At 64.2% G+C, this 20,028-nt stretch carries 18 protein-coding genes; 11 read left to right on the plus strand and 7 right to left on the minus strand.

Going from position 1 to position 20,028, the window contains the following annotated elements:
• Window positions 1-10: 10 nt before the first annotated feature.
• On the minus strand, window positions 11-1,258 hold the full coding sequence (locus tag HUS66_RS08945; RefSeq protein ID WP_175070576.1) for a cation:proton antiporter: 1,248 nt from the start codon (window positions 1,256-1,258) through the stop codon (window positions 11-13).
• Window positions 1,259-1,433: 175 nt separating this feature from the next.
• Complete coding sequence (gene metK, locus HUS66_RS08950; protein WP_175070577.1) at window positions 1,434-2,654, minus strand: methionine adenosyltransferase; 1,221 nt, start codon at window positions 2,652-2,654, stop codon at window positions 1,434-1,436.
• Between the two features lie 343 nt (window positions 2,655-2,997).
• Between metK and tkt the strand changes: the two genes are divergently transcribed.
• Both tkt and HUS66_RS08960 read left to right on the plus strand, forming a co-directional pair.
• Window positions 2,998-5,001 carry a transketolase gene (tkt, locus tag HUS66_RS08955; RefSeq protein WP_175070578.1) on the plus strand — a complete coding sequence of 668 codons (2,004 nt, stop codon included), beginning with the start codon at window positions 2,998-3,000 and terminating at the stop codon, window positions 4,999-5,001.
• Between the two features lie 386 nt (window positions 5,002-5,387).
• Entirely contained in the window at window positions 5,388-6,356 is a 969-nt protein-coding gene (locus tag HUS66_RS08960; protein WP_175070579.1) for a diguanylate cyclase, read from the plus strand.
• A gap of 96 nt (window positions 6,357-6,452) precedes the next feature.
• Here the strand turns inward: HUS66_RS08960 and HUS66_RS08965 are convergent, their stop codons facing one another.
• The 3 genes from HUS66_RS08965 to HUS66_RS08975 all read right to left on the minus strand — a co-directional run bounded on the left by HUS66_RS08965 (window position 6,453) and on the right by HUS66_RS08975 (window position 8,605).
• Window positions 6,453-7,505, minus strand: a complete 1,053-nt coding sequence (locus HUS66_RS08965; RefSeq protein WP_175070580.1) for a class I fructose-bisphosphate aldolase — start codon at window positions 7,503-7,505, stop codon at window positions 6,453-6,455.
• A gap of 195 nt (window positions 7,506-7,700) precedes the next feature.
• Window positions 7,701-8,135 (minus strand): Hsp20/alpha crystallin family protein, encoded by a 435-nt coding sequence (locus HUS66_RS08970; RefSeq protein WP_175070581.1) that lies wholly within the window; start codon window positions 8,133-8,135, stop codon window positions 7,701-7,703.
• An 11-nt stretch (window positions 8,136-8,146) separates the two neighbouring features.
• On the minus strand, window positions 8,147-8,605 hold the full coding sequence (locus HUS66_RS08975) for an Hsp20/alpha crystallin family protein (protein WP_175070582.1): 459 nt from the start codon (window positions 8,603-8,605) through the stop codon (window positions 8,147-8,149).
• A gap of 158 nt (window positions 8,606-8,763) precedes the next feature.
• Between HUS66_RS08975 and HUS66_RS08980 the strand changes: the two genes are divergently transcribed.
• From HUS66_RS08980 to HUS66_RS09005, 6 genes are all read left to right on the plus strand, one after another.
• On the plus strand, window positions 8,764-9,141 hold the full coding sequence (locus HUS66_RS08980) for a CidA/LrgA family protein (protein WP_175070583.1): 378 nt from the start codon (window positions 8,764-8,766) through the stop codon (window positions 9,139-9,141).
• On the plus strand, window positions 9,138-9,860 hold the full coding sequence (locus tag HUS66_RS08985; RefSeq protein ID WP_175070584.1) for an LrgB family protein: 723 nt from the start codon (window positions 9,138-9,140) through the stop codon (window positions 9,858-9,860). Before HUS66_RS08980 ends, HUS66_RS08985 begins: the two co-directional genes overlap by 4 nt.
• Before the next feature lie 193 nt (window positions 9,861-10,053).
• Window positions 10,054-11,124: a type I glyceraldehyde-3-phosphate dehydrogenase gene (locus tag HUS66_RS08990; protein ID WP_175070697.1), complete on the plus strand. Its 1,071-nt coding sequence runs from the start codon at window positions 10,054-10,056 to the stop codon at window positions 11,122-11,124.
• An 86-nt stretch (window positions 11,125-11,210) separates the two neighbouring features.
• Entirely contained in the window at window positions 11,211-12,383 is a 1,173-nt protein-coding gene (locus tag HUS66_RS08995; protein WP_112056137.1) for a phosphoglycerate kinase, read from the plus strand.
• Window positions 12,384-12,517: 134 nt separating this feature from the next.
• Complete coding sequence (fba, locus tag HUS66_RS09000; protein ID WP_175070585.1) at window positions 12,518-13,582, plus strand: class II fructose-bisphosphate aldolase; 1,065 nt, start codon at window positions 12,518-12,520, stop codon at window positions 13,580-13,582.
• 64 nt (window positions 13,583-13,646) lie between these two features.
• A complete protein-coding gene (locus tag HUS66_RS09005) occupies window positions 13,647-13,955 on the plus strand; it encodes a hypothetical protein (protein WP_175070586.1) in 309 nt (102 codons plus the stop codon).
• A gap of 13 nt (window positions 13,956-13,968) precedes the next feature.
• Here HUS66_RS09005 and HUS66_RS09010 read toward each other — a convergent pair whose 3' ends face one another.
• A complete protein-coding gene (locus tag HUS66_RS09010) occupies window positions 13,969-14,652 on the minus strand; it encodes a histidine phosphatase family protein (RefSeq protein ID WP_282848513.1) in 684 nt (227 codons plus the stop codon).
• Window positions 14,653-14,664: 12 nt separating this feature from the next.
• Window positions 14,665-15,489 carry a helix-turn-helix transcriptional regulator gene (locus HUS66_RS09015; RefSeq protein ID WP_175070587.1) on the minus strand — a complete coding sequence of 275 codons (825 nt, stop codon included), beginning with the start codon at window positions 15,487-15,489 and terminating at the stop codon, window positions 14,665-14,667.
• A 189-nt stretch (window positions 15,490-15,678) separates the two neighbouring features.
• Here HUS66_RS09015 and HUS66_RS09020 point away from each other — a divergent pair, with 189 nt between their 5' ends.
• The 3 genes from HUS66_RS09020 (at window position 15,679) to HUS66_RS09030 (ending at window position 19,811) form a co-directional block, all read left to right on the plus strand.
• On the plus strand, window positions 15,679-17,151 hold the full coding sequence (locus HUS66_RS09020; RefSeq protein ID WP_175070588.1) for an alanine/glycine:cation symporter family protein: 1,473 nt from the start codon (window positions 15,679-15,681) through the stop codon (window positions 17,149-17,151).
• Between the two features lie 168 nt (window positions 17,152-17,319).
• Entirely contained in the window at window positions 17,320-18,720 is a 1,401-nt protein-coding gene (locus HUS66_RS09025; RefSeq protein WP_175070589.1) for an aspartate ammonia-lyase, read from the plus strand.
• Window positions 18,721-18,722: 2 nt separating this feature from the next.
• The gene (locus HUS66_RS09030; RefSeq protein WP_175070590.1) at window positions 18,723-19,811 is read left to right on the plus strand and encodes an asparaginase; all 1,089 of its coding nucleotides are present in this window, start codon (window positions 18,723-18,725) and stop codon (window positions 19,809-19,811) included.
• The last annotated feature ends 217 nt before the right edge of the window (window positions 19,812-20,028 follow it).

Raw genomic sequence — 20,028 nt, forward strand, 5'->3', positions numbered from 1 at the left:
CGTACAGAGCCTAGCGCGGCGCCTTCAATACATGCCGAACCAGCCGACCAATGGTCAGGCCCTGAACGAGGATCGAGAACAGTACGATCACATAGGTGGTGACCACCAGAGTGTTGCGGATCTCGCCGTCTGGCAGTGACAGCGCCAAGGCCACCGAAATACCGCCACGCAGCCCACCCCAGGTAAGCACGCGGGTCGTGCCGGCACGAAAGTCATGGCGGCTCGACAGCAGCCTGAGCGGCACGCCAATGATCAAAAAACGCGATACCAGAATCACCACCACCAGCGCCAGTGCAATGCCGACCACCTCGATGCTCAGCGGCATCAGCACCAGCTCGAGGCCAATCAACACGAACAGCACGGCGTTGAGAATTTCGTCGATCAGTTCCCAGAAGGCATCAAGATAGCGGCGCGTGCTTTCTGACATGGCACCGCTGCGCGCCATATTGCCGATGATCAGACCCGCCACCACCATGGCAATCGGCCCCGAGAGATGCAGGGCTTGAGCCAGCGCATAGCCGCCGACCACCAGGGCCAGGCTCAGCATCACCTCGACCTGATACTGATTGATGCTGTTCATCAGCCGATAGACCAGCCCCCCGAGAGCCAAGCCGAGCAGGATGCCACCGCCGGCTTCCTCGATGAACAAGAGCCCCAGGTGCCCAATGTCGATACCCTCGCTGCCAGAGGCAGTGGCCACTCCCAGCAAAGCGGTGAACACCACCACCGCCACGCCGTCATTGAACAGCGACTCGCCGACGATGCGAATTTCCATATCGACCGGGGCCCCGGCGTTGCGCATGATGCCGAGCACCGCGATGGGATCGGTAGGCGAGATCAGCGCGCCGAATACCAGGCAGAAGGCATAAGGCACCCCCATCCCGACCTGCTGAAACAGCCACCAGGCCGCAGTACCGATCACCACGGTGGAGACCAACACCCCCAGGGTTGCCAGCAAACCGATCGAGACCCGGTAGTGATGAAGCTTCGAGAGATCGACGTGCAGGGCGCCAGCGAACAACAATAGCGACAGCATTCCGTCCATCAACAGCACGTTGAAGTCGATGCGCGCAAGCCAGGCCTCGGCGGTCTGGGCAAATACCGTGGTCACCGTGACATGATCGAGGGCGATGACCATCAACGACATCGCCAGGGCGATCGCCATCACCCCGATGGTGGGTGGCAGGCGTAGCACTCGCTGGTTGAACCACATGCACAGCGCAGTGAGCGTGATGAAGAGGGCAGCAAGATTGAGCATTCAGGCGCGTCCTTGGCGAATGACAACAGACTAGCGGGCGTGACGAGGAGCGGGATGGCAGCGAACCTTGGCCACAGGCAGGTGTTTACCTACCGATACACATAGCACCTACAAATAGCACCTACAAAAGGACCCGCCGAAGCGGGTCCCCTCAAAACGACTTTTCAGCACTGACTTAAATACCGGCGGAGCGCTTGAGGGCCTCGACCTTGTCGGTCTTCTCCCAGGGGAAGGCCGTGAAGGTCTCGGTCTGTACTTCGCCGTTGACGTCGGTCCACTGATAGCTGGTCTCGAACGGCTCGCGGCCGAAGTGACCGTAGGCCGCCGTCAGCTGATACATCGGATGCAGCAGATCGAGCATGCGCGTGATGGCATTGGGGCGCAGGTCGAAATGCTCACGCACCAGCTCGATGAGCTTGGCATCGCTGATCTTGCCGGTGCCGAAGGTGTTGACCGACACCGAGGTCGGCTCGGCCACGCCGATGGCGTAGGAGACCTGGATCTCGCATTTGTCGGCAAGCCCGGCAGCGACCAGGTTCTTGGCCACGTAGCGGCCGGCATAGGCGGCGCTGCGGTCGACCTTGGACGGGTCCTTGCCGGAGAAGGCGCCACCGCCGTGGCGGGCCATGCCGCCGTAGGTGTCGACGATGATCTTGCGGCCGGTCAGGCCACAGTCACCCACCGGACCGCCGATCACGAATTTGCCGGTCGGGTTGATATGGTACTGGGTGCTGTCGGTCAGCCACTCGGCGGGCAGTACCTGCTCGATGATCTCGCGCCGGACCATCTTGCGCAGGTCGCTCTGGTCGATTTCCGGGTCATGCTGGGTCGACAGCACCACCGCGTCGACGGCCACCGGCTTGCCGTCGTCACCGTAGCGGAAAGTGACCTGGCTCTTGGCGTCCGGACGCAGCCAGGGCAGCATGCCGCTCTTGCGCAGCTCCGCCTGACGCTCGACCAGCCGGTGCGAGTAGTGGATCGGCGCCGGCATGAAGGAGTCGGTCTCATTGGTGGCGTAGCCGAACATCAGCCCCTGGTCGCCGGCACCCTGATCTTCGGGCTTGCTGCGATCGACACCCTGGGCGATATCGACACTCTGCTTGCCGATCAGGTTGAGCACGCCACAGGTCTCGCCGTCGAAGCCGACGTCGGAGGAGGTATAGCCGATGTCCAGGATAACCTGGCGTACCAGCTCCTCGAGATCGACCCAGGCCGTGGTGGAAATCTCGCCGGCAACGATGGCCACACCGGTCTTCACCAGGGTCTCGCAGGCCACGCGAGCCTGCTTGTCGCGGGCGATGATGGCATCCAGCACCGCATCGGAAATCTGGTCGGCGATCTTGTCCGGATGTCCTTCGGACACGGACTCGGAAGTAAACAGGGAGTATTCGCTCATGGCGTCCTCGACCCTCTATCAATAACGGCCTGTTAATAACGGCGTGGGGGCACAGCACGGCGGCTGAAGCTGCATCGCCGACTGCCTTCCTGGGTGGCAGACGCGACACGCGACGGGCCAAAGGGCCTCAGGGCGGCGATTCTACACCAGAGCGGTCATCGGTTCCTAGAAGCCCCGCGAGGCGCGGCAATTGATGGTTGCGCCCTTCTCGGCGACAATACGCCCCCTGAATCCAGCGTGCCGCATGCTGCGGTACCATTCCGCCATCTTGCTCGAGTCGCCCGCCCTGCCGCGCGGAGCCACCCGGGCACTGCCTAACTTGCCGCAGGCGAGGAGCTTGTCAATGCCGTCCCGTTTCGAACTGGCCAATGCCATTCGCGCGCTGTCCATGGATGCCGTGCAGAAAGCCAAGTCTGGCCACCCCGGCGCCCCCATGGGCATGGCCGATATCGCCGAAGTCCTCTGGAACGACTTCATGAGCCATAACCCGGCCAACCCGCACTGGGCCAATCGCGACCGCTTCGTGATGTCCAACGGCCATGGTTCCATGCTGGTCTACTCGCTGCTGCACCTGACCGGGTATGAGCTCTCCCTCGAGGACCTGCAGAACTTCCGCCAGTTGCACTCCAAGACCCCGGGCCACCCCGAGTTCGGCTACACGCCGGGCGTCGAGACGACAACCGGTCCGCTGGGCCAGGGCCTGGCCAACGCCGTAGGCATGGCACTGGCCGAGCGCACCCTGGCCGCCCAGTTCAACCGCGACGGCCATCATATCGTCGATCATCATACCTACTGCTTCGTCGGCGACGGCTGCCTGATGGAAGGCGTCTCCCATGAGGTCGCTTCGCTGGCCGGCACCCAGGGTCTGGGCAAGCTGATCACCTTCTATGACGACAACGGCATCTCCATCGATGGCGAAGTCGGCGGCTGGTTCACCGACGACACCGCCAAGCGTTTCGAGAGCTACGGCTGGCATGTAGTGCCCAACGTCGACGGCCACAAGCCCGAAGAGATCAAGGCCGCCGTGGAGCTCGCCAAGAGCCACGACGACCGCCCGAGCCTGATCATCTGCAAGACCATCATCGGCTTCGGCGCCCCCAACAAGCAGGGCAAGGAAGAGTGCCACGGCGCGGCGCTGGGCGATGACGAAGTGGCCGCCGCCCGCGTTCAGCTCGACTGGCCCCACGCGCCCTTCCATGTGCCGGAAGACATCTACAAGGGCTGGGACGCCACCCAGGCCGGCGAGGCCCGCGAGGCCGAGTGGAACGCGCGCTTCCAGCGCTATGCCGAGGCCTTCCCGGCCGAGGCCCGCGAGTTCACTCGCCGCATCAAGGGCGAGCTGCCCCGCGACCTGACCAGCGAAGCGCTGATCGAACAGGCCCAGGAACAGGGCGAGAGCATCGCCTCACGCAAGGCCTCGCTGGGCGTGCTCAATGAGTTGGGCCCGCAGCTGCCCGAGCTGCTGGGCGGCAGCGCCGACCTGGCGCCGTCCAACCTGACCTTCTGGAAGGGTGCCAAGGCCATCAGCCAGACCGAGCCCGGCGGCAACTACCTGCATTACGGCGTGCGCGAGTTCGGCATGGCCGCGATCATCAACGGTGTTGCCCTGCACGGCGGCTTCGTGCCCTATGGCGCGACCTTCCTGATCTTCTCGGAATACATGCGCAACGCCCTGCGCATGGCGGCCTTGATGGGCCAGCGCGCCATTCACGTCTTCACCCATGACTCCATTGGCCTGGGCGAGGACGGTCCGACCCACCAGCCGATCGAGCAGCTGACCACCCTGCGTTCGACGCCGAACCTGTCGACCTGGCGCCCCGCCGATGCCGTCGAAACCGCTGCCGCCTGGCACGCCGGCCTCAAGCGTCATTCCGGTCCCAGCGCGCTGGTACTGTCCCGTCAGGGCCTGCCACACCAGGCCCGCGACAAGCACCAGTTGAGCAACATCCAGCGTGGCGGTTACATCCTCAAGGATTGTGAAGGCACCCCGGAGCTGATCCTGATCGCTACCGGCTCCGAAGTTGGCCTGGCCATGGACGCCGCCGCACAGCTTGGCGAGCAGGGCCGCGCCGTACGCGTGGTGTCGATGCCGTCCACCGACGTCTTCGACGACCAGGATGCCGCCTACCGTCAGAAGGTACTGCCGCTGGAAGTCGGTGCGCGCATCGCCATCGAAGCCGGCCATCGCGACTTCTGGTTCAAGTACGTGGGCCTTGAAGGTCGCGTCATCGGCATGGACAGCTTTGGCGAGTCCGCCCCGGCCGGCGACCTGTTCAAGGAGTTCGGCTTCACCGTCGAGAACCTGGTGAGCGAAGCCGAACAGTTACTGGACGACGCCGCCGAGTAAACGGCCTAGCTAGCCTGCCATACCTCACCTCGCCCGAGCCCCTTAGGGGCTCGGGCTTTTTGCTTGCTCTGGCCTCCTTCCGTCTCGTAATCCCCAGTAGCTCCTCAACTTTTCGCCTCGTCAGGCGATAACGGTTCTAGAGGCTGGCGCCGAAAAAGCATGCCTTGGCGCTGCCGAATTACCGCTACCTGAAGGCCTCTCGTGTCCGCCAACGCCTTCAGAACGTCAAGGCCAAGAGCGAAACGACATGACACAGCAACTCGGACTCAACGACGCTCGCATAAGCGCCGCATCATTGGGCTTTGGGCGCTTATGCAACGCCATCGCCACCTGCAAAGCGCCGACCATGCCAGGATGTCGCCCCCCGATGGCCGGGGGTACCTCTTGTGGATAAAGAGGCCCTTTACAAGAAGCGTCTTGAGCTCGCCCTTGAGGCCAGCGGTCTCGACCTGTGGGAGAACGACCTCTCAACGGGAGAAGTCGTCTTCGGTCTGACCAAGGTATTCGCCGATCTCGGCTACGAGCCCCACGAAACGGCAACCTACGTCGATGATATCTTCCAGCTCGTACATCCCGACGACGTTTCAGCGGTCACTCAGGCGGTCGACGACCACATCAGCGGCATCACCGAACGTTACTACAGCGAATTTCGCATTCGCGCCAAGCACGGCGCCTGGGTGTGGTACGCCAACTACGGGAAGATCGTCGAAGACAACGGCTCCATGACTCGGTTCACCGGCGTGTGCTTCAACCTCGATGAAAAGAAACATCAGGAGCAAGAGCTACAGGCGCTCAATGAGCAGCTGATCGAGCAGAACATGCTGCTGGAACGAATGAACGCCGAGCTTCACATGCTGGCCACCTACGACTCGATGACCGGCCTCTATAATCGCCGCCACCTGATCGAGGTCGGTGAAAGAGAAATTCACCGTGCCCAACGTTTCGAGCACCCGTTGGCGCTAATGATCATCGACATCGATTTTTTCAAGCGGGTCAACGACACCTGGGGGCATGTCGCCGGCGATCAGGTCATTCGCGCCGTCGCCGACTGTTGCCTGCAGCAGACCCGCGAGCAGGTCGACACCGTAGGGCGAATCGGCGGCGAAGAATTCGCCGTTGTCCTGCCAGAAACCACGCTGCGCAACACGCTGGCGCTCGCCGAGCGACTACGTGAGCGCATTGCCACGCAAGATATCCCGCTCATCAACGGGCAAACCATCACGGTAACGGTCAGTATCGGCGCAGCAGAACTGCAACCCGCGGTCTCGTCCCTGAACGATCTAATGCTGTACGCCGACCGAGCCCTCTATCGCGCCAAACGAGCCGGGCGCAACCAGGTCAGCTGGCAGGACTGAAGCAGCCCCACCCCTCATGAAGGTCATGAGGGGTCGATGACGGCCCCCCGCGAACGAGAGCCGTGAACAGGGCCAGAGGCGGGGCGCCAGCATGGCTCAGGCAATGGTCACCTGCGGGTCCAGATAGACATCCTGGATGGCGTTGAGCAGTTGAACGCCTTCGGCCATCGGCTTCTGGAAGGCCTTGCGGCCTGAGATCAGCCCCATGCCGCCGCCGCGTTTGTTGATCACCGCAGTGCGCACCGCCTGCGCCAGATCGCTCTCGCCACCCGAGGCACCGCCGGAGTTGATCAGCCCGGCGCGGCCCATGTAGCAGCTCGCTACCTGATAGCGCGCCAGGTCGATGGGGTGTTCGCTGGTCAGCTCGCTGTAGACCTTGTAGTGAGTGTGGCCGAAGCCGATCGTCCGATAGCCGTCATTGGTCTCGGCGAGCTTCTGCTTGACGATATCGGCCTTGAGGGTCGCCGCCAGATGAATCGCCTGGCCGGTCAGGTCGGCGGCGACATGGTAGTCGGTACCGTCCTGCTTGAAGGCCGGGTTGCGCAGGTAGGCCCACAGCACCGTGACCATGCCAAGCTCATGGGCGCGCTCGAAGGCCGCGCTGATTTCCTCGATCTGACGGCGACACTCCGGCGAACCGAAGTAAATGGTCGCGCCCACCGCCGCACAGCCCATGTCATGAGCCTGTTCGACGCTGGCGAACAGCGTCTGGTCATGCATCGTCGGGTAGGTCAGGGTCTCGTTGTGGTTCAGCTTCAAGATCAGCGGAATCTTGTGGGCATAGCGCCTGGCCACCGAGGACAAGCCGCCGAGGGTGGAAGCCACGGCGTTACAGCCGCCTTCGATCGCCAGCTCGACGATGTTGGCCGGGTCGAAGTAGAGCGGGTTGGGCGCGAAGGAGGCGCCAGCGGAATGCTCGATGCCCTGGTCAACCGGCAAAATGCTCAAATAGCCGGTGCCGCCCAGCCGACCGTGGCTGTAAAGGGCCTGCATGTTGCGCAGCACCTGAGGACTGCGGTCGTTGTCGATCATCACGCGGTCGATGAAGTCCGGCCCCGGCAGGTGTAGCTGCTCGCGAGGAATCGCGCTGCAGCGATGCTCCAGCAGGTAACTCGCTTCATCGCCCAGAATATTGGCGGTCTCACCCATGGCGGCACGCTCCTCAAGAAGATATGGAAGGCATAGGACTGTGACACATTCATCAAGCGTAGCCATCCCCCCGGGCACTGCACAGCCCCTCGCAAGACGTGGCGGTACTCGTCATGCCACAGGAATCATGGGCCAAACGGCTGACACGGGCAGGGCAAGCAGGCGCGCCCCCAGGAGGGGGCGCGCCGAGGGTCATCAGGCCGGGGTGATCTCAATGCGCCTCGGCCGACGGAGGGCCTTCTTGGGAAGCGTGAGGGTCAAAACGCCGCAGTCGATTCCGGCTTCGATAGCGTCGGTATCGATTTCGCTGCTCAGCGAGAAGCGCCGAGTAAAACGCTGGCCCCGCAGCTCTGCGTAGGTGGCCGACAAGCCCTCAGGGGTCGATATTCGCACCTCACCCTGAAGACTCAGGACGCCATCATCCACTTCAACACTCAACGCATCCCGATTGACTCCCGGAAGGTCGGCGATGATCCGCACGCAGTCGTCCTGCTCAACGATATCGACCGGCGGCACCAGCGCTTGGGTACGGGGTTCCGTCGCGCCAGCACCCTCCTGCCGCTCGCCATTCAGGACCTCACCGGTTGATGCGACGCCTGCATTGCCATTTTGCTTGGTGACATCGTTCATAGCACACCTCCTCAGGCTACCTGAACTTCTATGCGGCGGGGCTTCAGCTCCTCGCGTTTAGGAATATGGATCTCGAAAACACCATCCTTGCAGCGCGCTTCCGCTTTCTCTGTATCCAGCCCATCGGGCAACGATATGGTGCGTTTGAAACGCCCTTGGAAGCGCTCGCGACGCAGCTGCGGGCGCCCTTGTGTCTGATCGCTCGACGCCTCCGCTTGGCGCTGACCGCTGACCGTCAGCAGATTGTCCTGCACGTTCAGCTCGAGATCGTCCGGCCCCAGTCCTGCAGCAAAGACATAGATCCGTACCGCGTCATCAGTGCGCCCGACATTGATCATGGGGTAGCTTCCTCTGGGCACTGCACGCAGATCCGTAATGCCAGTGGGGCTCAACAAGCTATCCAACCATTGCTGAAAAACGTCGCGCTCGGATGACGAGCCGATATCAAAACGCCTGAGATCCTCGAACATAACGAACACCTCCTTCGGCGGGGATACCCCCTTGCAGTTAAGATACCCACGGGAACGGGCCTACGCCGCCTCCCTCAGTTCCAAAAATAGGGCCGCTTCGACGCTTTTCAAGCGCACGAGACACGCTGTTTGATGCACTTCGTACCAAGAGGATGACCATGGCACTACTACGCGGGTTTCTATGGCTGACGGGCTTCTGGCTCCTCGGCGAGACGCTGGTCGTGCTGCTCGGCCTGCCCGTCTCGGCCGGGGTGGTCGGCATGCTGTTGATGACCGGCATGCTGATGCTGCGTGTCGGACGACTCGAGGACATCGCCGCCGCCAGCCAGCCGTTGATCGGCCTGCTGGCGATGCTGATCATGCCTGGCGTGGTGGGCGTCTTCTTCGTCGCCGACGACTTTGCCGGCCAGTGGCTTGCCGTGGCGGTGGCCCTGGTGGGCGGCACCCTGGCCAGCGTGCTGACCACCCTGCTGCTGATGCGACGCTTCATGCCTCCCGAGCCTAGCGCCGCCGCAGCCAAAGAGACGTCGTCATGAGTGCTTCGCTGATCGAGCTGCGCGAGGCCCTGCTGGCCACCCCGCTGTCGGCCATCGCCCTGACGCTTGCCGCCTATCTCGCCGCGCTGTGGGTCGTTGAGCGCATCGGGCGTCCCAGCTGGTGCCCGGCGGTCCTGCTGGCGGCACTGTTGGTCGCCGCCAGCCTATGGACACTGTCGGTCGACGTCGTCGACTATCAGCGCGGCGCCGGCTGGTTGATGCTGCTGCTGGGACCGGCGACGGTGGCACTTGGCGTACCGCTCTACCAGCAGCTGCATCATATTCGCGCGCTGTGGAAGCCGCTGGCGCTCTGCCTGCCTCCGGCGGCGGCGCTGGCCTCCTGCTACTCCCTGACGCTGGCCTGGGTGCTGGGCGCCAGCCCGGAAGTGCTCGCGTCCCTTGCGCCCAAGTCGGTGACGGCGCCGATTGCCCTGGGCATCATCGACGAGCTGGGCGGCTCGGTGCCGCTGCTGATGGGCGGGCTCTTGATCACCGGCGTGATGGCGACCCTGGCGGTCAGCCTGCTGGCCGCGCCGCTGGGGATTCGCGATCATCGCATCCTCGGCTTCGCGCTGGGCATCAACGGCCACGCCATCGGCACCGTGCGCGCCTTCGAAATGAGCCCTGCTGCCGGCGCCTTCGCCTCGCTGGGCATGAGCCTGACCGGCATCTTCACGGCCCTGTGCCTGCCGCTAGCCTGGCGGCTACTGGGCCTCTAGCAGGTCGCTCGCGGGTCTTTCATGCCGCCCGCACACCTGCGCGCTGCACGGCCTGCAAGGCCGGCGCTTTTGCGCTAGAATCGTTGCCCTGTCGTCACCGAGCGCCTCCACCGGGCGCGCGCTTTCGTTTTAGAGTGATTTTCGTGTCCTTTGTGTGAGTGGAATCGACATCGTGGAAGCTGAGCCTCGTCCCATGGCCTATCGGATCGCCATCAACGGCTATGGCCGCATCGGCCAATGCGTGCTGCGAGCGCTGACCGAGCGCCAGACGAAGGCTACCGGCGAGGCGCTGGACGAGGCCTCACCTCTCCTCGAGGTGGTGGCGATCAACGAGCTCTCCGATCTTGATACCATCACCTACCTGACCCGCTACGACACCACCCATGGGCGCTTTCCCGGCCGCGTCGAGGGCCGCGACGGCCACCTCTTCATCAATGACCGGCCGATTCGCGTGCTCAGCGAGCAAGACCCGGACCGCCTGCCCTGGCGGGAACTGGGCATCGACCTGGTGATCGAGTGCTCGGGCAGCTTCAAGGACCGCGCCACGGCCAGCCGCCATCTCGACGCCGGCGCCAAGCGTCTGCTGTTTTCCCAGCCCGCCGAGAGCGACGTCGACGCCACCATCGTCACCGGCATCAACGACGCCGACCTGACGCCTGACTGCCGCATCGTCTCCGCCGCCTCCTGCACCACCAACTGCCTGGTGCCGGTGCTGACCATGCTCGACGAGGCGCTGGGGGTCGAGCACGGCGTGACCACCACCATTCACTCGGCGATGAACGACCAGCCGGTGATCGACGCCTACCACCAGACCGATCTGCGCCTGACCCGTTCGGCGATGCAGTCGATCGTGCCGGTCGACACCGGGCTGGCCAGGGGCATCAATCGCCTGATGCCTCACCTCAAGGATCGCTTCGAGTGCCTGCACGTGCGGGTGCCCACCATCAACGTCTCGGCCATGGACCTGGCCATCTGCGTGCGCCGAGACACCACCGCCGAGGCCGTCAATGCGCTGCTCAAGACAGCCTGCCACGAGCGCCTGTCGGGCCTGGTGGGCTACACCGAGGAGCCCATGGCCTCGGTCGACTTCAACCACGACCCGCGCTCCGGTATCGTGGACGCCACCCAAACCCGTGTCGCCGGCGGCCGGCTGATCAAGATGCTGTGCTGGTTCGACAATGAATGGGGCTACGCCAACCGCATGCTCGACGTCACCGAACGACTGGCAAAGCTAGGCGTTGTTCCCACGATCGACGAGCGATGACCCGGCAAGGAAATGCCTGAAGGCCCCGGTATGAGCGCCGTTTCCGTCTCTCTCACCTGGCTTGCAACCCAGAGGACACTGCCCCGATGAATGTTCGCAAGATGACCGACCTGGACCTCGCCGGTCAGCGCGTGCTGATCCGCGAAGATCTCAACGTGCCGATCAAGAACGGCCGCGTTACCAGCGATGCACGGCTGCGCGCCTGCCTGCCGACCATCCTGGCGGCCCGCGACTCGGGCGCCAAGGTGTTGCTGATGAGCCACCTGGGGCGTCCCACCGAAGGCGAGCCGGCCGAGGAATTCTCTCTGGCGCCGGTCGCCGAACGTCTCGGCGAGCTGCTCGAGCGCCCGGTGCGCGTGGTCAAGGACTACCTTGGTGCCAACGTCGACGTGTCCGATGGCGAAGTCGTGCTGCTCGAGAACGTGCGCTTCAACGAAGGCGAGAAGAAAGACGAAGAGACGCTGTCCAAGCAGTACGCCGAGCTCTGCGACATCTTCGTGATGGATGCCTTCGGCACCGCCCACCGCGCCCAGGCCTCGACCCACGGTGTGGCACGTTTCGCGCCAACCGCCTGCGCCGGACCGCTGCTGGCCGCCGAGCTCGAAGCCCTGGAAAAGGCGCTGGCCAAGCCGGCACGCCCGATGGTGGCCATCGTTGGCGGCTCCAAGGTGTCCACCAAGCTCGACGTGCTGACCGCGCTTTCCGAGAAGTGCGACCAGCTGATCGTCGGCGGCGGCATCGCCAACACCTTCATCGCCGCGGCGGGCTACAACGTCGGCAAGTCTCTGCATGAAGCCGACCTGGTCGACCAGGCCAAGGCGCTGATGGCCAAGGTCGAGATCCCGCTGCCCACCGACGTGGTGGTCGCCACCGAGTTCTCGGAGAACGCCTCCGCGGTGACCAAGCCGGTCGACCAGGTGGCGGACGACGAGATGATCCTCGATATCGGCCCCGACACCGCCTCCCGCCTGGGTGGCCTGCTCAAGGACGCCGGCACCATTCTGTGGAACGGCCCGGTCGGCGTGTTCGAGATCGACCAGTTCGGCCACGGCACCGAAGCGCTGTCGAAGGCCATCGCCGAGAGCAACGGCTTCTCCATCGCCGGCGGCGGCGACACCCTGGCAGCCATCGACAAGTACGACATCGCCGACAAGGTGTCCTACATCTCCACCGGCGGCGGCGCCTTCCTCGAGTACGTGGAAGGCAAGACCCTGCCGGCCGTCACGGCGCTTCGCGATGCCTTCGAGGCCGCAAAATAACCCAGGCAGTCAACTTGAGACAGTCAGTGAGATAGTCACTGAGATAGTCACTGAGACACTAACCAGTCCCCCACATCCCTTGATCTTCACGGCGTGGCCCAGCCACGCCGTCCTTATGTACAACAGGTGAGTTCATGGCACTTATCAGCATGCGCCAAATGCTGGATCACGCCGCCGAGCACGGCTACGGCGTCCCGGCCTTCAACGTCAACAACCTCGAGCAGATGCGCGCCATCCTCGAAGCGGCTGACAAGACCGATTCTCCGGTCATCGTTCAGGCCTCCGCCGGGGCCCGCAAGTACGCCGGCGCCCCCTTCCTGCGCCACCTGATCCTCGCCGCCATCGAGGAATTCCCGCATATCCCCATCGCCATGCACCAGGACCACGGCACCAGCCCGTCGGTCTGCCAGCGCTCCATCCAGCTAGGGTTCTCCTCGGTGATGATGGACGGCTCTCTCGGCGAAGACGGCAAGACCCCGGCCAGCTATGACTACAACGTCGACGTGACCCGTCGCACCGTCGAGATGGCGCATGCCTGCGGCGTCTCCGTCGAAGGCGAGCTGGGCTGCCTGGGCAGCCTCGAGACCGGCATGGCCGGCGAGGAAGACGGCATCGGCGCGGAAGGCAAGCTCGATCACGACCAGCTGCTCACCGACCCGGAAGAGGCCGCCGACTTCGTCAAGGCGACCCACGTCGATGCCCTGGCCATCGCCATCGGCACCAGCCACGGCGCCTACAAGTTCACGCGGCCGCCCACCGGTGACACCCTCTCGATCCAGCGCATCAAGGAAATCCACGCCCGCATCCCCAACACCCACCTGGTGATGCACGGCTCTTCCTCGGTGCCGCAGGAATGGCTCGAAATCATCAACGAGTACGGCGGCGCCATCCCCGAAACCTACGGCGTGCCGGTCTCCGAGATCGTCGAAGGCATCAAGCACGGCGTGCGCAAGGTCAACATCGACACCGACCTGCGTCTGGCCTCCACCGGCGCCGTGCGTCGCTTCCTGGCCAACAACCCGGCCGAGTTCGATCCGCGCAAGTTCATGAAGGAAACCGTCAGCGCCATGCGCGATGTCTGCATCGCCCGCTACGAAGCCTTCGGCACCGCCGGTAACGCCTCGAAGATCAAGCCGGTCAACCTGGAAGAAATGTTCAAGCGCTACGAGCGCGGCGAACTGGACCCCAAGGTCAAGTAAGCCCTATCGCCCACCGGCCTTGCGCCGGTGGGCACCCTTTGAGGCTCTCCTTTGAGGACCCGCCATGCATAACCTCTGGATTCCCGTCGTCGCCATCCTCGCCGTTGCCGGCATGATCTTCGGTGGCCAGGCCTATTCCGAGGCAAAGCGCGATGCCCATATCGCCGAGCTGATCAGTGAACGCCTCGACAGCCAGGTGCCGGCCGAGATTTCCCATCTGGCGCGGGTCAACAAGGGCTATGGCGTTTGCGGCGACTATGCGCTGTCAGGCGACGAGACCGGCCGCTTCTACTACAACACCGCCACCGAAAGCCTGGCGCTGGGCACCGATGCCCCGCAGTATCGCGACAACTGCCATAACCTGCCCGAATAATCACTTGAGCGCCTCAGTTCTTGAGCCGCCCCACCAATTCGAGTGCGCCATCCTCAGGCGCCAGCACCAGAATCTCGCCGGAGCGCGGATAAACGCCGGTGAGTGCGGTGATATTGACCTGATGGGTGACCAGTACCAACGCTCCCTCGCCGTTCCAGGCGTCGATAAGCTCGCCTAGTTCGCGGGTCTGCCGGTCGGCGGCGCCGCGATCGCGAAAGAAGGAGTCGAGTGCCGGGGTAGGTATCACTTCGCCAAGCCCCAACAGCTCGGCGGTGTCGAGGCAGCGGCACCAGCGGCTCGCGCGCACCTCAGTCACCGCGATACCCCGTTCACGAAACCGCTCGCCGATGGCGCGGGCCTGGGCACGGCCCTCCGCGGAAAGGTTGCGCTGGGTGGCGCAGTCATCCAGTGCAAAGCCCGCTGGGTCGCCGGTGCCGGGCGCCAAAGCGTGGCGCATCAGGGCAACGTGACCGCCACTGGCAAGCGCGGCCCAAGCGGCGTTGTCCTCTTGCGCCTCGGCGTCACGAGGCGCGACCAAGCCGATGGCGGCCAGTAAGAGCAGCGCCAGCATCGAAAAGGCGTGCAGCGATAGCGTCGGGCGTCGAATCATCGGGACCTCACGGGTGAAGAGCGGGTGGCCATTCATGCCGTCGTAGCGGCAGAAGTAGCGTCGTGCCTTCAGCCTAGTCCATACCACCTGGGGCCTCGTTTAGAACCGGGCGCGGAAGTGCCATTCATCATCACCGACATCGTTGCGAATGGCCTCGATCAGGGAAGGGTCCAGCTCGGGGTCGTCGAGCTCAAAGAGACCGCAGCGCGCCAGGGCGCGGCGTGGGTTGACCGGTTCGCTCAGTCGCTCATAGACCACCCGCACGCAGCAGGGCATGCGCTCGCTGCTATCGGCCACGCCAAGCTTGAGCCCGGTAAGACGCGAGACATGGCTGCGAAAGCTGGGGAACAGAATGGTCTGGGTGACTTCGTGGCCGTTGAGCGATTCGTAATCGACCATGAAGATGCGGTCGGTCAGGAACAGCGCGGCGCCGCGATAGCGGTTGTGGTAGGGCCGCTGGTCGGTTGAGGAGGTCATTCGCTCGGTGCGCTGGTAGAGGGTACTGCCCTCGTGGGATTCCAGGCAGACCAGGGTGCGCAGCACCTTGCCGGGCTGCGACATGGAGAGATAGTGCTCGTAGTAGCAGCCAACATAGCGCGACATGCCGCGGCTGCCCTGAGTAAGCAGCGCATCGGGCAAGCTCAGCGAGCTGTGCGGTTCCTGGGGCTCTTCAGCCGCCTCATCGGCCGGCCGGGGGCGTAGCCTGATCAGCGGCATGAAGTCGTCATGGGGCAGCAGGATCTCGTGAACCTCGACCCCGAAGAAGTCACAGATACGCCGCATGATGCTGTCGCAGGGCCGGTAACGTCCACTCAGGTAGCGGTTGAACTGCGGCCGATTGATATCGAGCCGGCGGCACACCTCGGCGATGGAGCGATAATAGCTGCATAGCAGGCGGAGGTTGGCCGCAAAGTCATCATGCATGTCGAGTCCTCGGCCATGTCGCTGCCCGACATGGCGCAGTCTGGCGCACTTGGTGCGCATGATACTGCGCCAGGGCGCAACAGAGCGTCAAATCCCATTGTGCTGGGCGGGCTGGTTAAATCGCGTGGACGACTCGCAAGAACAACACGCAACAACAGCTCACAACAACACAATAGCGGAGACATCTTCATGTTGGATTTCCTCAACGACTTGCTCTGGGGCAAGGTCCTGCTGGTGCTGCTGATCACGGTCGGCGTCGGCTTCACGGTAGCCTCGCGCTTCGTGCAGTTTCGCTACTTCGGTCGCATGTTCCAGATTCTCGGTGCCAGCCAGGCCTTCAAGCGCGACAAGCACGGCCACCTGAGCTCCTTCCAGGCGCTGGTGCTGTCGGTGGCCGGGCGCGTCGGCGGCGGCAACATCGCCGGTGTCGCCGTGGCGATCACCCTGGGCGGCCCGGGTGCGGTGTTCTGGATGTGGATGGTCGGCCTGATGGGCATGGCGACCAGCTTCCTCGAGTGCACCCTGGCACAGACCTACAAGCAGGCCAGTGGCGACGGCACCTATCGCGGTGGGCCGGCCTATTACATCGTCAAGGGGCTGGGCAGCCGCTGGACCTGGCTGGCGGGGCTCTACTCCGTGCTGCTGCTGGTGACCTTCGGCTTCGGCTTCACCGCCCTGCAGTCCTATGCGGTGGCCACTTCCTTCGGTGATGCCTTCGGCGTGCCGGTACTCTATAGCGGCCTTGCGCTGGCGATGGTGGTCGGCCTGATCATTTTCGGCGGCATCAAGCGCATCGCGCGTATTTCCGAGGTACTGGTGCCCTTCATGGCCGGCGGCTACATCCTCATCGCGCTGCTGGTGCTGGGCCTCAACATCGACAAGATTCCGGACGTGGTCACGCTGATCGTGAAGAGCGCCTTCGGCCTCGAACCGGCGATCGGTGGCGGCATCGGCGCGGCGATCATGATGGGCGTGAAGCGCGGCCTGTTCTCCAACGAGGCGGGGCTTGGTAGCGCACCGAACGTGGCGGCGGTGGCCTATGTGCCGCACCCGGCCAACCAGGGCATCGTGCAGGCCTTCTCGGTGTTCATCGATACCGTGATCATCTGCTCGGCCACGGCCTTCATGATCCTGCTCAGCGGCGTTTACGATCCGGCCTCCACCAATGAAGTGGCGGGCATAGCCCTGACCCAGGCCGCAATGGCCGACCACGTCGGCGAATGGGGCCGTACCTTCGTCAGCCTGGCCCTGCTGCTGTTTGCCTTCAGCACCATCCTCTACAACTACTATCTGGGCGAAAACAGCCTCAACTTCTTCAGCCGCGATAACCAGACGCTGTTCAACGCCTTCCGCGTCGCCATCGTGCTGCTGGTCTGCTGGGGTGCGACCACCGATCTGGGTACCGTGTTCGGCTTCGCCGACGTGACCATGGGCCTTCTGGCGGTGGCCAACCTGATCGCGCTGATCATGCTGTTCAAACCGGGCCTGCGCATCCTCAAGGACTTCGACGGCCAGATTCGCAGCGGCCTCAAGCAGCCGATCTTCGATGCCAAGCAGCACCCGGACATGAACCTGGACCCCAAGGCCTGGGAAATCGAGCCGGAAGACCTGGCACGCATGCATGACGTGCTCGGCAACACACCGGCCAGCGCCAAGGACTGAGCCCTGCCCCACCCGGCACGACCGGCCGGGTGCACGCCAAGGCTCAAGCGGCCCCGCCCGGTCGGGCGGGGCCGCATCATTTTCCTCCTAGGCAATGCCTGAAAAGTACGGCGCTCGTCGACTTTTCAGGCACAGCCTCGATTCTTCGCTTGCTGAGTGAACGACACCATGACAACACGCACAGAACACGACCTGCTCGGCGACATGACGCTGCCAAGCGAGGCCTGGTACGGCATCCAGACCCAGCGGGCAGTGGACAACTTCAAGATCACCGGCGTACCGATCAGCCACTTCCCCGAGCTGGTTCGCGCCCTGGCGATGGTCAAGTCGGCGGCGGCCAAGGCCAACGCCGACGTCGGCGTGCTGGCCTCACACAAGGCCGAGGCCATTCAGGCGGCCTGCGCCGAGATCATCGACGGCGCCCTGCACGAGCACTTCGTGGTCGATCTGATCCAGGGCGGCGCCGGCACCTCGACCAACATGAACGCCAACGAGGTGATCGCCAACCTGGCACTCACCCGGCTTGGCTTCGAAAAGGGCGACTACGCCAAGCTGCACCCCAACGACGACGTCAACCGCTCCCAGTCGACCAATGACGCCTACCCCACCGCGGCCTGCCTGAGCCTGCAGTTCGCCGCCGAACGGCTGACCCAGGCGATTGCCGACCTGAAGACGGCGCTGGAGCACAAGGGTGCGGAATTCGCCGACGTGGTGAAGATGGGGCGCACCCAGCTGCAGGATGCGGTGCCGATGACGCTGGGTCAGGAATTCGAGGGCTTCGCCGTGACCCTGGGCGAGGACATCGAGCGCGTCGCCGAGGCCTGCCGCCTGCTCTGCGAGGTCAACCTGGGCGGTACCGCCATCGGCACCGGCATCAACACCCACCCGCAGTACCAGGCGCTGGCCGTCCGCCACTTGGCCACGCTCTCGGGCAAGCCCATCGTGCCCGCCTCGAACCTGGTCGAGGCCAGCTCCGATATGGGGGCCTTCGTGTTCCTGTCGGGGATACTCAAGCGCTTCGCCATCAAGCTCGGCAAGATCTGCAACGACCTGCGCCTGCTCTCCAGCGGCCCACGCACGGGGCTTGGCGAGATCGCCCTACCCGCCATGCAGCCGGGCTCCTCGATCATGCCGGGCAAGGTGAATCCGGTGATTCCTGAGGCGGTCAACCAGACCGTTTACCAGGTGATCGCCAACGATCTCGCCGTGAGCCTGGCCGCCGAGGCCGGCCAGCTCCAGCTCAACGCCATGGAGCCGATGATCGTTTACAACCTGCTCAATTCGATGCGCATGCTGTGCTCGGCCTGCACCATGCTGCAGACCCGCTGCATCGAGGGCATCGAGGCCAATCGCGAGCAGTGCGCCCGGCACGTTGATAACAGCATCGGCATCATCACCGCGCTGGTGCCCCACATCGGCTACTCGAACGCCTCGCGTATCGCCACCAAGGCCCTGACCAGCGGCGCCACCGTGCGCGAACTGGTGATCGGTGAGGGGCTGCTCGACGAGGCCCAGCTGGACCGGCTGTTAAGCCCCCAGGCCATGCTCGCCCCCTTCCAGGAGGCCTGACCATGCCGCGACTGCTGATCCTGCACACTGGCGGCACCATCGGTATGCAGCCCTCGCCGACGGGCTATGTGCCGGCCGCAGGCTTTCCCGACCGCCTGGCCCATCACCTTTGCGAAAGCTTGGACACTCAGCCTGGCGACCATGGCAGAGCCGTGCTGCCCGACTACCGGCTGATCGAGCTCGCGCCGCTGATCGACAGCGCCGACCTGGCCCCTGTCGACTGGAACCGTATCGTCGCGGCCCTGGCCGAGCACTGGCACGACTATGAGGGTTTTATCGTGCTGCACGGCACCGACACCCTGGCCTACACGGCATCTGCGCTGTCGTTCATGCTCGGGCCCCTGGACAAGCCGGTGGTGCTCACCGGCGCCCAGATCCCGCTCGGCGAGCCACGTAGCGATGCCATCAACAACCTGACCACCGCCCTGTCGATGGCCGCCGACCCCGCCGCCCCGCCGGAAGTCTGCATCGCCTTTCATGACCGGCTGCTGCGCGGCAACCGGGCGCGCAAGGTACGAAGCCAGGGATTCGATGCCTTCGATTCCCCTGACGCGCCCTGGCTCGGTGAGGCCGGCATCGCCCTATCCTTCACACCCAGCCTGGCGTTGGCGCCGGGCCAGCCCGAAGCAGACTCTCGCGCCACGGGCGATTCCGCCGCTGCGTTCACGCCGGACCTCACACCGCGTCACTTTGCCCCCGGCGCGGTGGCCATGCTGCCGGTGCACCCTGGCCTGTCAGCGGCCATGCTGGATGCCGTGCTCGGCGACCCGGCCCTCAAGGGGCTGGTGCTGCAGACCTACGGGGTGGGCAATCCTCCGAGCCTCGATGGCGCGCTGATCGACCGCCTGGCACGAGCAAGCCAGGCCGGCATCGCGATACTCAACATAAGCCAGTGTCAGCAGGGGCAGGTCGTTCAGGGCGCCTATGCCAGCGGCGGTGCACTGAATGCCGCCGGCGTGATTCCCGGTGCGGACCTGACCCCCGAGGCTGCGCTGACCAAGCTGCAGGTGCTGATCGCCGATGGTTTCAAGGGCGCAGGACTGCGCGCCGCGCTGGCCGCCCCGCTGCGCGGCGAGATGAGCCCCGGCTGACAGGGCGGCCTTGCTGTTCTTCGAGGCGCAGCTTCCGAGAGCACCTTCTAAGCATGCCTTCTTGGCCAGTTTTCTCAGCCCGTCGCCTGCACACGTTTTCCGAACGCCCAACGACCATGAGCGCGGGGCCTGGAGGCCTCGACCATGGTCTATATCATCTCGACAGCCGCGATCAGGGGTTACAGACTACAATGGGAACGGTTCCATTGAGCAGGTA

Source organism: Onishia taeanensis, assembly GCF_013349955.1.
GTDB classification, from domain to species: domain Bacteria; phylum Pseudomonadota; class Gammaproteobacteria; order Pseudomonadales; family Halomonadaceae; genus Onishia; species Onishia taeanensis_B.